The 14,490-nt window shown below is 66.6% G+C and carries 14 protein-coding genes; all 14 read right to left on the bottom strand.

What is annotated here, in order from left to right:
• Positions 1–731, bottom strand: a 731-nt coding sequence (locus tag VEG08_13980; GenBank protein ID HXZ29097.1) for an aromatic amino acid lyase, incomplete at its 3' end; no start/stop codon positions are given.
• A gap of 52 nt (positions 732–783) precedes the next feature.
• On the bottom strand, positions 784–1,221 hold the full coding sequence (locus VEG08_13975) for a thioesterase family protein (GenBank protein HXZ29096.1): 438 nt from the start codon (positions 1,219–1,221) through the stop codon (positions 784–786).
• The gene (locus VEG08_13970; GenBank protein ID HXZ29095.1) at positions 1,218–2,003 is read right to left on the bottom strand and encodes an enoyl-CoA hydratase-related protein; all 786 of its coding nucleotides are present in this window, start codon (positions 2,001–2,003) and stop codon (positions 1,218–1,220) included. The genes VEG08_13975 and VEG08_13970 overlap by 4 nt, the downstream gene beginning before the upstream one ends.
• Positions 2,003–2,878, bottom strand: a complete 876-nt coding sequence (locus tag VEG08_13965; protein ID HXZ29094.1) for a hydroxymethylglutaryl-CoA lyase — start codon at positions 2,876–2,878, stop codon at positions 2,003–2,005. Before VEG08_13965 ends, VEG08_13970 begins: the two co-directional genes overlap by 1 nt.
• Positions 2,878–4,569, bottom strand: a complete 1,692-nt coding sequence (locus tag VEG08_13960; protein HXZ29093.1) for an acyl-CoA carboxylase subunit beta — start codon at positions 4,567–4,569, stop codon at positions 2,878–2,880. Before VEG08_13960 ends, VEG08_13965 begins: the two co-directional genes overlap by 1 nt.
• Positions 4,570–4,594: 25 nt before the next feature.
• On the bottom strand, positions 4,595–5,518 hold the full coding sequence (locus VEG08_13955; GenBank protein HXZ29092.1) for an enoyl-CoA hydratase-related protein: 924 nt from the start codon (positions 5,516–5,518) through the stop codon (positions 4,595–4,597).
• 218 nt (positions 5,519–5,736) lie between these two features.
• Positions 5,737–6,369 carry a hypothetical protein gene (locus tag VEG08_13950; GenBank protein HXZ29091.1) on the bottom strand — a complete coding sequence of 211 codons (633 nt, stop codon included), beginning with the start codon at positions 6,367–6,369 and terminating at the stop codon, positions 5,737–5,739.
• A gap of 84 nt (positions 6,370–6,453) precedes the next feature.
• The gene (locus VEG08_13945; protein HXZ29090.1) at positions 6,454–6,873 is read right to left on the bottom strand and encodes a cobalamin B12-binding domain-containing protein; all 420 of its coding nucleotides are present in this window, start codon (positions 6,871–6,873) and stop codon (positions 6,454–6,456) included.
• Positions 6,874–7,003: 130 nt separating this feature from the next.
• On the bottom strand, positions 7,004–7,597 hold the full coding sequence (locus VEG08_13940; GenBank protein ID HXZ29089.1) for a DNA-3-methyladenine glycosylase: 594 nt from the start codon (positions 7,595–7,597) through the stop codon (positions 7,004–7,006).
• A gap of 34 nt (positions 7,598–7,631) precedes the next feature.
• Positions 7,632–7,859 (bottom strand): hypothetical protein, encoded by a 228-nt coding sequence (locus VEG08_13935; protein ID HXZ29088.1) that lies wholly within the window; start codon positions 7,857–7,859, stop codon positions 7,632–7,634.
• Between the two features lie 118 nt (positions 7,860–7,977).
• Positions 7,978–9,783 (bottom strand): methylmalonyl-CoA mutase family protein, encoded by a 1,806-nt coding sequence (locus VEG08_13930; GenBank protein ID HXZ29087.1) that lies wholly within the window; start codon positions 9,781–9,783, stop codon positions 7,978–7,980.
• A 53-nt stretch (positions 9,784–9,836) separates the two neighbouring features.
• Complete coding sequence (locus VEG08_13925; GenBank protein ID HXZ29086.1) at positions 9,837–10,601, bottom strand: glycosyltransferase family 2 protein; 765 nt, start codon at positions 10,599–10,601, stop codon at positions 9,837–9,839.
• A gap of 61 nt (positions 10,602–10,662) precedes the next feature.
• A complete protein-coding gene (locus VEG08_13920) occupies positions 10,663–12,621 on the bottom strand; it encodes a TolC family protein (GenBank protein HXZ29085.1) in 1,959 nt (652 codons plus the stop codon).
• 288 nt (positions 12,622–12,909) lie between these two features.
• The coding region (locus VEG08_13915; protein HXZ29084.1) for a hypothetical protein at positions 12,910–14,490 on the bottom strand (1,581 nt) is incomplete at its 5' end.

Here is a 14,490-nt window from a genome sequence, read left to right as displayed (position 1 = left end):
GCCTGGTGGATGCGCTCGTCGAAGGCGGTGTCGGTGCCGTGCAGGGCGTCGAGGGAGAGCGCGCCTACCACGTCGGCGGAGTCGACCAGGGTCTCGGCAGCCAGCAGCGCCAGCACCCCCACTGCCAGCATGGCCTGGGTGCCGTTGACCAGCGAGACCGCCTCCTTGGCCTCCAGCACCAGGGGCTTGAGCTTGGCGCGCTTGAGGGCCTCACCGCCCGCCAGGCGCTTGCCCTCGAAGACGGCCTCACCTTCGCCGATCAGCACCAGGCCGACGTGCCCCAGAGGCGCCAGGTCGCCGCTCGCCCCCACGCTGCCTTGCGACGGGACGACAGGATGCACGCCGCGGTCCAGCATCTCGCAGAGCATCTCGATGACGGCGGGGCGGACGCCGGAGAAGCCCTTGGCCAGGGAGTTGGCGCGCAGCAGCATCATGGCGCGCACTTCGGCTTCGGAGAGGGGCTCGCCTACGCCGGCGGCGTGCGAGCGCATCAGGTTGACCTGCACCTCGCGGATCTCTCCCGGCTTGAGGCGCACGTCGGAGAGCTTGCCCACGCCGGTGGTGATGGCGTAAGCGACCTTGTTGCCCGCCACCAGTTGGTCCACCACGGCGCGGGCCTTCTCCACGGCGCGGCGGGCGTCGCGGGCGAGCGCGACGTTGGCCTCGCCATAGGCGACGGCGGCCACCTGCTCGAGGGTCAGATCATGACCGGTGATTTCGATGGTCTTCATAGAAATGCAGATCCCTCGTCGCTGCGCTCCTCGGGATGACAACTGTAAAAACTCACCGCGTCATGGCTCCTTCCAGCGCCGCGCGGTACTTCGCGGGCAGGGGGACGATGTTCATCTTGGCGTCGGTGACGATGTGCACGGTTTCTCCCTCGGCCAGCAGCGTGCCGTCCGCCGCCCGCAGCACGTCATAGGCGAAGTGCAGCAGGGAGCTGCGCACGTTCTTCAGCCGGGTGCGCAGCAAGATCTCGTCGTCGTAGCGCGCCGGGGCCTTGAAGCGGCAGCGGGCGTCGGCCACGGGCAGGTGGCAGCCGTCCTGCTGCTCCATGCTTTCGTAGGTGAAGCCCATCGCGCGGAACATCTCCACTCTGCCGATCTCGAACCAGATGAAGAAATTGGAATGATAGACCACGCCCATCTGGTCGGTCTCGGCGTAGCGCACGCGCAGGCGCGACTCGTAGGCCCGCCCGTGATGATCGCCGCCGGCGTTCACTTGCCGCTCCAGCGCGGCTTGCGCTTCTCCAGGAACGACGAGATGCCCTCGCGGAAGTCGGCGGTGGTGCGGATGCGCGCGTTGTCCTCGACCGCCCGCGCGATCTGCTCGTCGAGCGGCTGGCGGAGGAAGCCGTTGATCAGCTTCTTGGTCAGGCGCACCGAGGAGGGGCTGTTCTCCAGGACCTCGCCCGCCAGGGCGTAGGCGCGGGGCAGCAGGCGCTCCGGCGGCACCACCTCGTTGACCAGGCCGTAGCGATGTGCCTCGGTGGCGTCGAAGAGGCGGCCGCTCATCAGCAGGTCGCGCGCGATCTTGTGGCCCACCTGCCACACCAGGACGGAGGAGACGATGGCGGGTACGAAGCCGATGCGCACCTCGGTGTAGCCGAACTTGGCTTCGAAGACAGCCAGCGTCCAGTCGCAGAAGGTGGCCAGGCCGGTGCCGCCGGCGATGGCGGCTCCGTTCACCGCCGCGATGGTCGGCTTGGGGAAGTCGTAGAGGCGTCGGAAGAACGAGGCCAGGAAGGCCGAGTCCTTGACGTTCTCTTCGTGGCTCCTGCCCAGCAGGTCTTTGAGATTCTCGATGTCGAGCCCGGCGCAGAAAGCCTTGCCGGCGCCGGTGATGACCAGGACATTCGCCACTGACTGCTCGACCGTGTCCAGCGCCTGTAGCAACTCGCCCACCACCTCCAGGCTGAGCGCATTGCGCTTGTCGGGGCGATTCAGGGTGAGGGTGGCGATGCCGTTCTCCTCGGTGAGCAGCAGAGTCTTGAAGTCGGGCATCAGTGGCGGACCTCGACCGCATACTTGGTCTCGATGTCGGCGTTCATCTTGAGCACGTTCTCCAGCGGCTTGCGGATGGGGATGTCCACCGCGTGGCGGGCAAAACCCTCCAGCAGGCGCTCGGTGGGGACGTTGCCCACCAGCATGTCCTGGGCGAAGGGACAGCCGCCCAGACCGCCCAGGGCGGAGTCGAAGCGGCGGCAGCCGGCGTCGTAGGCGGCCAGCACCTTGTCCACGGCCTGCTCCTGCCGCCCGTGCAAGTGCACGCCGATCTCCAGGTGATCGTACTTCTCCAGCACCGCGGTCACCACCTGGGCGATGGTCTCGCTGGCGGCCAGGCCCACGGTGTCGGCCAGGGAGATGGTCTTCACGTTCATGTCGGCGACGATGCCCACCGCCTCCAGCACCTCCTCCGGGTTCCACAGGTCGCCGTAGGGATTACCGAAGGCCATGGAGATGTAGGCCACGGTGTCCAGGCCGGCCTCGTCGGACTTCTGCTTGATCTTCTCCAGCATCTCCACCGCCTCCTCCAGCGATTGCTTCTGATTATTGCGCAGGAAGGTGGGCGAGACGGAATAGGGGAAGCCCACGGTGCGCACCGCTTCGGTGAGGATGGCGCGCTCCACCCCGCGCTCGTTGACCACGATGCCGATGATCTCGACGTCGTCGGGGGGGTCGAGCTGCTCCAGCACGTCTTCCGAGTCGGCCATCTGCGGCACGTACTTGGGCGAGACGAACGAGACCGCGTCCAGGTGCTTGAAGCCAGCGCCGATGAGGGCGCGCAGGTAGGCCACCTTGACCTCGGTGGGGATCTGCGCCTTCAGCCCCTGCCAGGCATCGCGCGGGCACTCCACGAGTTTGATGGCGTCAGGCACTATGTTTGCAGCACCCCAGTCTTGAACTGGGGCACGTCGGGGTTGAGCGAGGCCGCCTCCAGGGCCTGGATCAGGGCCTCGCGCGTCTCCATGGGATCGATGATCTTGTCGACCCAGAGGCGGGCGGCGGCGTAGCGCGAGTCGGTCTGCTCGTCGTAGGTCTTCTTCACCGACTCGTAGAGCTCCTTCTTCTCCTCGTCGCTCAGTTTCTTGCCGCCGCGCTCCAGTTGCTTGATCTTGATCTCGACCAGGGTGCCGGCGGCGGAATCGCCGCTCATCACCGCATAGCGCGCGGTGGGCCAGGCGAAGACGAAGCGCGGGTCGTAGGCCTTGCCGCACATGGCGTAGTGGCCGGCGCCGAAGGAGCCGCCCACGATGACCGTGATCTTGGGCACCACCGAATTGGAGACCGCATTCACCATCTTGGCCCCGGCCTTGATGATGCCGCTCCATTCCGCGTCGCGGCCCACCATGAAGCCGTTCACGTCGTGGAGGAAGATGAGCGGCACCAGGTTCTGGTTGCAGTCCATGATGAAGCGCGCGGCCTTCTCCGCGCTCTCGGTGTAGATGACGCCGCCGAACTCCACCCGCTTCTGCCCGGCGTGGTCGAGCATGGTGACGTGGGACTTCTGGTTGGCCACGATGCCCACGGCATAGCCGCCGATGCGGGCGAAGCCGCAGAGCAGGGTCTCGCCGTACTCGGGGCGATACTCGTCGAAGCGGCTGCCGTCCACGATGCGCGCGATCACTTCCTTCATGTCGTACTGGCGCGAGGGGTCAGATTCGAAGATGCCGTAGGTCTCCTCGGCGGCGAAGGCGGGGGGCTCGGGCTTCTTGCGGTCGAAGGGGGCGCCGGCCCGCCGGCCCATCTTCTCCACCAGGGAGCGGATGCGGGCCAGGCAGGCCTCGTCGTTGGGCTCGCGGTAGTCCACGGTGCCGCTGATCTCGGCGTGCATCCTGGCGCCCCCCAGGCTCTCGGCGTCGATCTTCTGCCCGATGGCGGCCTGCACCAGCGCGGGGCCGGCCAGGAAGAGCCCGCTGCCGTCGGTCATGAGCACGTGGTCGCACATCACCGGCAGGTAGCCGCCCCCGGCCACGCACATGCCCATGATGGCGGCGATCTGGGGGATACCCATGGCGCTCATCACGGCGTTGTTGCGGAAGACGCGCCCGAAGTCGTCGGTGCCGGGGAAGACGTCCTCCTGCAGCGGCAGGAAGACCCCGGCCGAGTCCACCAGGTAGATGGTGGGAATGCGGTTCTCGATGGCGATGTTCTGCGCCCGGATGACCTTCTTGCTGGTCATGGGGAAGAAAGCGCCCGCCTTCACGGTGGCGTCGTTCACGATGAGCATGAACAGGCGGCCGTGGATGCGTCCCAGCCCGGTGACCACGCCCGCCGCCGGCGCGCCGCCCCACTCCTCGTACATGCCCCAGGCGGCGTAGGCGCCCAGCTCGAAGAGTTCGGTGCCCGGGTCGAGCAGCAGGGCCAGGCGCTCGCGCCCGGTCAGCCGCCCCTTCTTGTGCTGGCTCTCGATGGCGCCGGCGCCGCCGCCCTCGCTGATCTTCTCTTCCTGGTTGCGGAACTCGGCCACCAGCTCGGCCATGGCGCGCATGTTCTTCTCGAAGCGCACCGAGGTGGGGTCCACCTTGGAGGCGAGTACGGAGGCGCTGGGATGCTTCGGGTCAGGCATGGGGAGCGGCTGAAAACAATCTACCCTACATCAGCGGGGCCACGCGCGCAATTGCAGCGGCCACGGGATCGTCGGCGATCTGTTCCACCAGACCGATGCGCTGGGCCTGCGATGCCGTGACCTTTTCGGCGGCCACGAGCATCTCGAGAGCGCGCCCTTTGCCCACCAGCCGCGGCAGGCGCTGGGTCCCGCCCCATCCGGTGATCAGGCCCAGGGCCGCGCCGCGGTGACCGAAGACGGCGTGCGGATGCGCGATGCGGTAGTCACAGGCCAGCGCCAGGTCCAGGCCGCCACCCATGCAGTAGCCGCAGACGGCGGCGATGACCGGGGCGGGGAAGCGGTCCACGACGGACATCAATTCCTGGCCCATCCTCGCAAAAGCGAAGGCTGCGGCGCCGGTGAGGGCGGCGATCTCGACCAGGTCCGCGCCCGCAGAAAAGAACTTGTGGTTGCCGGTGAGGATGAGGGGACGCGGCTCGGCGGCCAGGCTGCGTATGGCGTTAGTCAGCGACATGACGGCCGCCGCCGTCAGCCGGTTGGTGCCGTCGGCGGAGTGCAGGCGGAGGATGCGAACGCCACGGCGATCCTCAATGACAAATCCGAGTCCCATGGAGATGTCATCCTTCCGCCGAGCGAAGCGAGCCGGGAGGATCTGAGGCCTCCGTTTCCACTGCTCGCTCAGGTCGTGCCACTTGGGATTTGCGGACTCGATCAACTTGATCTTCTCCGCCCGCGTGAAATGCTTGATAGTCTTCTCCCTGGCGATGGCCCGGTGGATGCTGGAGTAGGTCTCGAAATAGACCAACTTGTGAACTCTGTATCGTGCTGTGAAACTGCCTTCGAAAACATCGTCCTGATGCTGCCCAGCACGTGTCTCCAGCTTGCTGGTCACACCTGTGTAGAGCACACGGCGGTGACTAGCCATGATGTAGACGTAGTAGGACTTCACTGGCATACCGAATCTTGCCGCTGGGACAGACCCTTTATTGGCTGTCATCCTTCCGCCGACCGAAGGGAGGCGGGAGGATCTGACGAAACCGCCTACGCTACCGTGGCGGTTGTGCAGGCGACTTCGTCAGATCCTCCGCTCGGCTTTGCCTCGCGAAGGATGACACCCTCAATGGTTGTTTCTGGCCCCGATGTCCGGCCCTGGTTCTTGACGAATGCTCACTCCAGCCACCTGGCCACGTCGGTGCCGGCGTCATCCAGCTCGAACTTGCCCACGCGGATGCCCTCGCCCACGATGCGCCCGGTGGCGGGGTCGCGAGCCACCCGCGTCAGCCACTGCCGCCCGATGTCGTACTCGCCGGCGGTGAACCACCTCTGCGGCAGCACTTCCACGGTGCCATGGCCGGGTCGCAGCGCGAAGACGGCGCAAGCGGGCTCATCCTTGCCCGCCCCTGGATGGGAGCTGATGATCAGCAGCTCCTCCACCCCGCGGAATTCCTGAGGCACGGCGACGTTCTGCATCCCCGCCGGCATATCCCAGGGCAGTTCCATCTCTGCGAGCGGCGCGGTGGCGGCGTACACCCGCTCCTGCGACTTGTTGAACCAGCCGGCGATGTCGTGCAGGGGGAAGGCGGCCAGGGCGTCGAGCTCGAAGGCCAGCAGGCGGACGTAGCGAGGCTCGTTGCACCACAGCCCCAGGCGGCCCTGGGGCAGCAGGAAGGGCCAGCAGTAGTAGTTGAGCGCCAGGCAGGTGCTGGCGGGCTCGTCGCGCGGGGCCAGCGTGACCAGCGAGGCGATGGCCTCCTGCTCGCCGTGATAGGTCCAGCGGTAGCGCCGCCCGGAGGCGCCCACGGGCTCGGGGAAGGTGCTCCAGTACCAGGGCGTAGGGCCGGTGGCTTGCTGGATGAGCTGCTCTTGGCGGATGGGCTCCTCGCGTCAGGTCGCGGGCACGCCGCGCGGCTTCACGTTCTTGCGGATGAACTCGATGATCTCGTCCATGGGCGTGCCGGGCTGGAAGACCGCGGCCACGCCCGCCTGCTTCAGGCCGGGAACGTCCACGTCGGGGATGATGCCGCCCACCAGCACCAGCACGTCGTCCATCTTGCTCTGGCGCAGCAGCTCCATGAGGCGGGGGACGATGGCGTTGTGGGCGCCGCTGAGGATGGAGAGGCCGATCACGTCCACGTCCTCCTGCAGGGCGGCGCTGACCACCATCTCCGGGGTCTGGCGCAGGCCGGTGTAGATGACCTCCATGCCGGCGTCGCGCAGCGCCCGGGCGATGACCTTGGCGCCGCGGTCATGGCCATCCAGGCCGGGCTTGGCCACCAGGACACGGATCTTTCTCTCGTCAGCCATCGGAGCCATGACTAGGATACATCACGGGTCGCGCCATTGAGCAATTGAGTGATCGGGGAATCGAGCAATGGAAATGCTGGTGCTCCGGCGCGGCTGGTTCATTTCCCCGATTCCACAATTCCCCGATTACTCAATCGCCGTCGGCGCTGCGCCACAGGTACCAGGCCGCCAGCGAGCAGTGGGGATGCCAGGGCCGAGCGAGGCGCTCCACCTGGCGGGGCGTGGGCATGGTGCGCTTCTTGTAGAGCCTGCGGATGGCGTTGCAGACGCCGAAGTCGCCGGTGGGCAACACATCGGGGCGGCGCAGGGCGAAGAGCAGGAACATGTGCGCGCTCCACTCCCCGATGCCCTTCACGCGCGTCAGGTGAGCGATGACCTCGTGGTCGGGCAGGTGCGGCAGGCGGGCGAAGTCCACCTGGCCGGCGCGAGTCTGGCGAGCCAGATCGCGGATGTAGGAGAGCTTCTGGCGGGAGAGCCCGGCGGCGCGCATCTTCTGCGGCCGCAGCCGGAGGATGGAGTCGGGGGTGATGCGGCCGCCCGCGGCCTCCACCAGGCGGTTGTAGATGGTCGAGGCGGCCTTGCCGTTCAACTGCTGGAAGGCGATGGAGCGCACCAGGATCTCAAAGGTAGGCTCGCGGTACTGGATGCGGGGCGGCCCGACACGCTCGATCAGCTCGGCCAGGACCGGATCGGCGGACTTGAGATGGTCGACGGCTTCTTGCATGAGGGGATTGGATTCGCGGCCCGGCTTGGAAGATTCAATCCCGCCGGCTCTGCATGAAGCGGTCGAAGTCGTCCCAGTCCAGCCGGACCTTGATGTGCTTCTTGCGCGAGCGCCATTCCAGGGCGCCGTGGCTCACCAACAGCGTCCCGATGATGTGCCGGATGCGACGCCCGCGCCGCGCCGCCGCATAGATCTTGAATTCCACGTCCGCGCGTCCGAGGTCGCGATAGGGAACGGTAAACCGTACGCGATGGTTGGCCATCGGCGCTCCTTCCGGCTGGGTGGCGGCTGGATTGGCAGGAGATGTTAGCCGCTTTGGCGTTCCAGGTCACGCGGGTTCTGTTCTGCGGCCGACGGAGCGATGACCCGATGGCCCAATTCTACGTGATGCTGGTCTCGGTGTAGGTCCCGTACACCTCGCGCAAAGCCTCGCAGATCTCGCCTACGGTGGCGTAGGCGCGGACCGCGTCCACCAGGAAGGGCATGGTGTTGACCGGCGAAATCCCGCTCTGGGCGGGCTTTTCCGGCTCCTGGGCGGCGGCCTGCTTGAGCGCGTCCAGGCGCCGGCGAACTTCGTCGTTGGAGCGCCGCTGGCGCAGCGCCTTCAGCTTCTCGCTCTGGTGCTGGGCCACCTTCTCGTCGATGTAGAGGGTCTCCGGCGGCTGCTCCTCGATGCTGAAGTCGTTGACCCCGACGATGATCTTCTCCCGCGCCTCCACCGCGCGCTGATACTGGTAGCTGGCCTCGGCGATCTCCTTCTGGGGATAGCCGCGCTCGATGGCCTGCACCATGCCGCCCATGGCGTCCAGCTTCTCGAAGTAATCGAAAGCGCCCTTCTCCATGTCGAGAGTGAGGCGCTCCAGGAAGTAGGAGCCGCCCAGCGGGTCCACCGTCTGGGCCACGCCCGACTCGTAGGCGATGATCTGCTGGGTGCGCAGCGCGATGCGCGCGGCCTCTTCGGTGGGCAGGGCCAGGGCCTCGTCGTAGCCGTCGCAATGCAGCGACTGGGTGCCGCCCAGCACCGCAGCCAGCGCCTGGATGGCGACGCGCGCGATGTTGTTCATGGGCTGCTGCGCGGTGAGCGAGACCCCGGCGGTCTGGGTGTGGAAGCGCAGCAGGCGGGTGCGCTCCTTCTGCGTCCCGAAGCGGTCCTTCATCAGCCGGTACCAGATCTTGCGCGCGGCGCGGTACTTGGCGATCTCCTCGAAGAAGTCGTTGTGGGCGTTGAAGAAGAAGCTGAGGCGGGGTCCGAATTCGTCCACGTCCAGGCCGCGGCGCCGCGCCCACTCCACGTACTCCACGCCGTCGTAAACGGTGAAGGCCAATTCCTGCAGCGCGGTCGAGCCCGCCTCGCGGATGTGGTAGCCGCTGATGGAGATGGTGTTGAAGCGCGGCGTGAAGCGCGAGCCGAACTCGAAGGTGTCGACCACCAGGCGCATGGAGGGCGCGGGCGGATAGATGTACTCCTTCTGCGCGATGTATTCCTTCAAGATGTCGTTCTGGATAGTGCCGGAGACCTTCTTCCAGTCGGCGCCCTGCTTCTCCGCCACCGCCAGGTACATGGCCCAGAGCACGGAGGCGGGCGAGTTGATGGTCATGGAGACCGTGGTCTTCTCCAGGTCGATGCCGGCGAAGAGGATCTCCATGTCCTCCAGCGAATCGATGGCCACGCCGCACTTGCCCACTTCGCCTTCGCTGGCGGCGTGGTCGGAGTCGTAGCCCATCAGGGTAGGCAGGTCGAAGGCCACCGAGAGCCCGCCCCCGCCCGCGGCCAGCAGGTACTTGTAGCGCCGGTTGGTCTCCTCCGGCGAGGCGAAGCCGGAGAACTGGCGCATGGTCCAGAGCCTGCCGCGATAGCCGGTGGCGTGGATGCCGCGCGTGTAGGGCGGCTGCCCGGGATAGTTCAGGTACTTCTCGTAGGACCAGTCCTGGGGCAGATCGGCGGGAGTGTAGAGGCGGCGCACGGGCACGCCCGAGATGGTGGTGAAGCGGGCGGTGCCGTGCTCGTCCAGGTTGACGCCGGTGGACTCGCCGATGGGCCGCTCCGGCGCCTTTTCCAGCGCCGGCGCCAGGCTCTCTTCCGCCCAGCGCTTTTCGGAGTCGGCGGGCTGCCGTCCCTCGAAGACGTCCTGGATGGGGCTCTCGGCTACTCCGGGCTTCTTGCCGTTCCTCTTCTTCTCGGCCATAGGCAAACGGTTAATGATAATCGAAAACGTGGGGCCAGTGTGGTAGCTAGTAGCTAGGGGGCTTTCTTCCGCCCCAGCTCCCATGCCTTGGCGTAGGTCCAGGATACGTAGCAGGCGTGGTAGAGGTGCACCAGCAGTCCTTCCTTGCCATCCAGAAATCCCAGCCGGACGAAGTAGTTGTAGACGAAGGTGGCCCAGGGGCGAACCACGATGTTCCACAGGCGGAAGCGGCGGTGGCCCTTGCCGTAGGCGATCTCGGCGCTGAGGGAGGAGTACGTATTGCACGCCCCCACATAGCCCTTCAGGGTGGGATAGGCGTCGTGCAGCAGGGCGTGGCGGAGGCGGCCGGTGCGGCCGTCGGCCTCCATGCTCTCGTGCACGACCCGCTCCTTAAAACGCGCGGTGCCCCGGCGGAAGAGCCGCAGCTTGGGGTCGGGATAGTAGCCGCCGTGCTTGATCCAGCGCCCAAAGAAGAAGTTCTTGCGGGGGATGAAGTAGCCGTGGATGCCGTCATCCCCTGGCCGGGCGATCACGGCGCGGATCTCCTCCGCCAGCCCGGGCTCCACGGCCTCGTCGGCATCGAGCGAGAGCACCCAGTCGCCGGTGGCCTTGGCGATGGCGGAGTTCTTCTGGGCGGCGTAACCCTTCCAGGGCTCGCAGAAGACCTTGGCGCCGTGGGCGCGGGCGATCTCCAGGGTGCGGTCGGCCGAGCCCGAGTCCACCACGAGGACTTCGTCGGCCAGGCCGCGCAGGCTCTCCAGCGTCCTGCCCAGCTTGGCTTCCTCGTTGAGGGTGATGATGGCGATGGAAAGCGGCATAAAAAAGCGCGCGAGACCGGAGCCGGGGGCTCCAGCCTCGCGCAACCATATCACGTCCGCCTCAGGGCTTGGGCGGGGTGCCCTCCTGGGCATCCGCGCCGGCCTTCACCACGCCCGGCACGTTGGGCATCTTGGTGACCACGCCGCTCTCGGCGTCGCCCATGTCGATGCCCAGATGGGCCAGGGTCAGGCCGGTGGCGCGATCCAGCTCCACCTTGGACTTGGCGTAGGAGGACATGGCGGTCACCACGTTGGATTCCGCCTGGGCCAGGTCGCGCTGCGCCTGCAGCACCAGGATGGGGGTGGAGGCTCCCAACTGGAACTTCTTCTGCTCGGCTTCCAGGGTCTGCTGGGCCAACTCGCGGCCCTTGCGGGCCGCCTCCACGCGCGCCCGGTTCTGCACCACACCCACCTGGGCGTTGCGCACCTCGATGCCGATCTGGTTCTGCTGCTGCTGCAGCCGGATCTGTGCCTGGCGATACTCCAGCTCCGAACGGACCTGGTCGGCCTGCGCGGGGCGGTTGCGGATGGGGATGGTCACGTTCAGCCCGATGCCATAGTCGGGATTGTTGGCCCGCAGCGTGTTGGCGAAGGCCTCGGGGAAGCCGGTGCGGTGCAGGTCGCAGGGAGGCTCGCCCAGGCCGCCGCAGGGGGTCAGGGGGTTGAGGGCGCCGCCCAGGGCGCTGGTTCCATACCACCCCAGCAGGTCCACGGTAGGCAGCAAAGCGTTGGCCGCCGACTTCTTGTTGATCTCCTGGTTCTTCAGGTTGATGATGTTCTCGCGCAGCTCGGGACGATGGTCGAGCGCCTCCTTGATCAGGTCCTGCAGCGGTACCGTAGGCTCCTGCGCGGGCACCTCCACGGTGTCGGTGGGGATCACGGGGGCGGCGCCCAGGACCGGGTCGCTGGTGGTCTTGGTGATGGCGTTCAGCATCAGCAACTGCTGCAACTGCAGCGCGGTCTGGGAGACGATCAGGTCCTGGTTGCGCGAGGCCACCTCGCTCTCCGCGCGCACGATCTCGATGGGGGCCAGCGTCCCGATCTCCACCTGCTTCCGGTTATCGGCGAGCGTCTTCTCGGCCAGCGCCAGCGAGCGCTCCTTCACCTTCAGGTCCTCGTAGGCGGTCACCAGGTCGGTGTAGATGTTCTCGATCTGGGTGACGGTGGTGATCACCTGCAGGCGGAAGGCCACGTCGGAGACCTCGCGGTTGTTCTTGGCGATGCGGATGAAGCGCTGGTTGGGGCCGAAGCCGAAGCCCGAGAGCAGGTGCTGCCGCAGGGTCAAACGGAAACCCGAAGACACGTCCGGGGAGAGGATCTGGAACAGGCTGTTGGTGGAGGCCCGCAGGTTCTGGAAGCTCACGCTCATGGCCGTGCCGGTGCCAAAGCCCTGGAAGTAGCTGAAGTTGGCGGTGGCGGTGTTCTGCTGCACGTTGGGGATGCCGGTGGTGACGATGTTGGCGGTGGGGAAGGTCGCGTACTCCAGCGCCAGGTTCGAGCTCAAGATGGGGTCGTAGGAATCGATGGCGGAGCCCACGCCCAGGGTGGTGGTGGCCAGGCCGCCGGCGCCCGCGCCCGCCCCGCCCGTGGCCAGGGTGGTGCCTCCAGGGCCGGTGCCGGGCGCGCCCGAGCCGAAGCCGCCCACCCCGCCGCCAGGGGTGTTCTGCACCACGCCCGAGGGCACGCCGCGGATGGTCCCGCCGCCCTTGGCGCGCAGGATGTCGGTGTCGGCGATGGGCAGGGTGATGCGCGCGATGGCCAGGTCCAGGTTGTTCTCCAGGGCCATGGCGATGGCATCGTCCAGCGAGAGGTAGATCTTCCCGTCCTTCATGAGCTGGTCGATGCGGGGGCTGTTGGTGAACACCGGCTCGGGCACGTGATGCGGGATGTAGGGGCGCAGCACGAAGGGAAGCTGCGGGCTTCCCTTGGCATAGTTATAGGACTGCTGCGCCCAGGCCGAACCCGGGGCCGCAGCCGCCGCCAGCACAGCGAGAGCGAGGACCAACCACGAACGTCGCATGCGTTTGTCTCCCAGGGAAATCAAAGGCTTCAAATCCAGGCTTCCACTATCAGACTGCCGAACCCGCCAATCGTCACCCTCCTAGATACGGAAATCGCGCGGCTTTCGTTTCATGGAATTCGCCGAGCGGGGGCCGGGGCGGCCCCAACCGGAGCCGCAGGGGACGCGGAGTCCGATAGTATATCGCCTCCCCCGCCCTAGTGCCCCAGCCTTTCACCTCCCGCCGGCAAGAAAGAGAGGCCAGCCTTGCGGCTGGCCTCGAAGTGGAACCGCTGCCTTGGGCCGAGGTTAGAAGATCCACCTCATGCCGAAGGTAAAGCTGCGGTTGCCGCTGGTGTTGAAGAAGTTGTTCATGAACGAGCTGCCGACGGTGGAGAACCCGCCGTCGTCCAGGAACGGGTCCGGCGTGCCGCGGTATTGCCGGTTCAAGACGTTGAAGCCGTTGGCCTGGACCTGCAAGGTCACGCGCTCGCCCATCTTGAAGTTCTTGTACACGCCGAAGTCCAGGTTGTTGAACGTCTGCGCGCGCAGGGTGTTGCGGCCGATACCCAGGAAGGGGTTGCCCAGGCACAGCGCCGCCTGGGTGTCGTTGAACACCCAGTGGAACTGCGTGGTGCCCACCCCGAACGGATCCTGGAGCGTGCAGGTCCCATCGAAGATACCCACCGTGTCGAGGGGGGCGCTGGGATCGTTCAGCAGCGGCCGGCAAGTGTCAACGCCGTAGAACGTGGCATTGAAGGAGGGGTCGCAGTAGTTGCTGGCCACTCCCTGCAGCGGGTTGAAGGGCTCACCCGAGCGGTAACGGTAGATGCCGTTCAACTGCCACCCGCCCAGCACCTTACCCAGGAAGCCCGCCTGGCTCTTGTACCAGGGCAGTTCATAGATAAACCAGAGGGAGATGACGTGGGTGTAGGAAGTCCCACCCGTGCCGGTCTCCGGCTGGTCCGAGTTGAAGAAGTTCTGCGCACCGGCCACGCCGACGCCGGCAGCCGCCGTCGAGAAGATCTCGCTGACGTTGTCGATGGCGTGGCTCCAGGTCCAGGCAAAGCCGGAACTCAAGCCGTGCCAGTTCTGGATGCGCAGTTCGCTCTGCAACCCGTGATAGGTGGACCAGGCCGTGTTGGCGCGCAGGCGGAACAGCGTGTTGCTGCACAGCGGGCGGGTGTTGAAGCCCGGCTGCCCAGGGGTCGCGCACTGCGTCACCCCGGCCGGAACCAGCGCCGGGAAGTCGTTGGCAATCCCCGACCCTACGCCCCCACCGATGGGGCCCAGGAAGGGGTTGCCGTTGACGGTCTGGAAGTTGCCCACCGTGTGGTTGCCCACGTAGTTCACCTCCAGCGCGATATTGGAGTTCAATTCACGCTGGAAGCCGAGGTTCCACTGCTCCGCGTAGGGATTGTGGAAGTCGTTGGTCACGCGGGTGGTGGTGCGGAAACCCGGGTCCGATCCCACAGGGATGAACGCCAGGTATCCGGCCGCCCGCAGCGAGGCTCCGGTCGCGCCACCGGCCGGGAAAGGAACCGGACTGGCGCACGGGGACGGAGAGCAAACGATCGTGCCCGCGTTCACCACCGGGGCCGCCGTCGCTACGTTCAGGAAGATGTTGTAGAACTCCGGATCGTAGGCGATGCGGAAGCCGCCCCGGATGACCGTCTTGTCCCGGCCGAAGAGGCCCGGGAAGATGTGCGGGGTGTAGGCGAAGCCGACGTTGGGACCCCAGTTGTTGGTGTCCTGGGCGACTTCGGTGATGGTGCGGCGCTCGATGGGCAGGGTCGTGTCCCAGAAAGGAGTCGGCCCGGTCTCGCGCGCCAGGGTCAGGTCGTGCAGCAGGTTGATGGCCTGCCCGTAGTACTCCCAGCGCACCCCGAA

This window comes from Terriglobales bacterium (genome assembly GCA_035624475.1).
In the GTDB taxonomy this organism is placed as follows: Bacteria; Acidobacteriota; Terriglobia; order Terriglobales; family Acidobacteriaceae; genus DASPRL01.
Note: the sequence above shows the minus strand (reverse complement) of the source record. Positions and strands in the feature narration are given on the sequence as shown.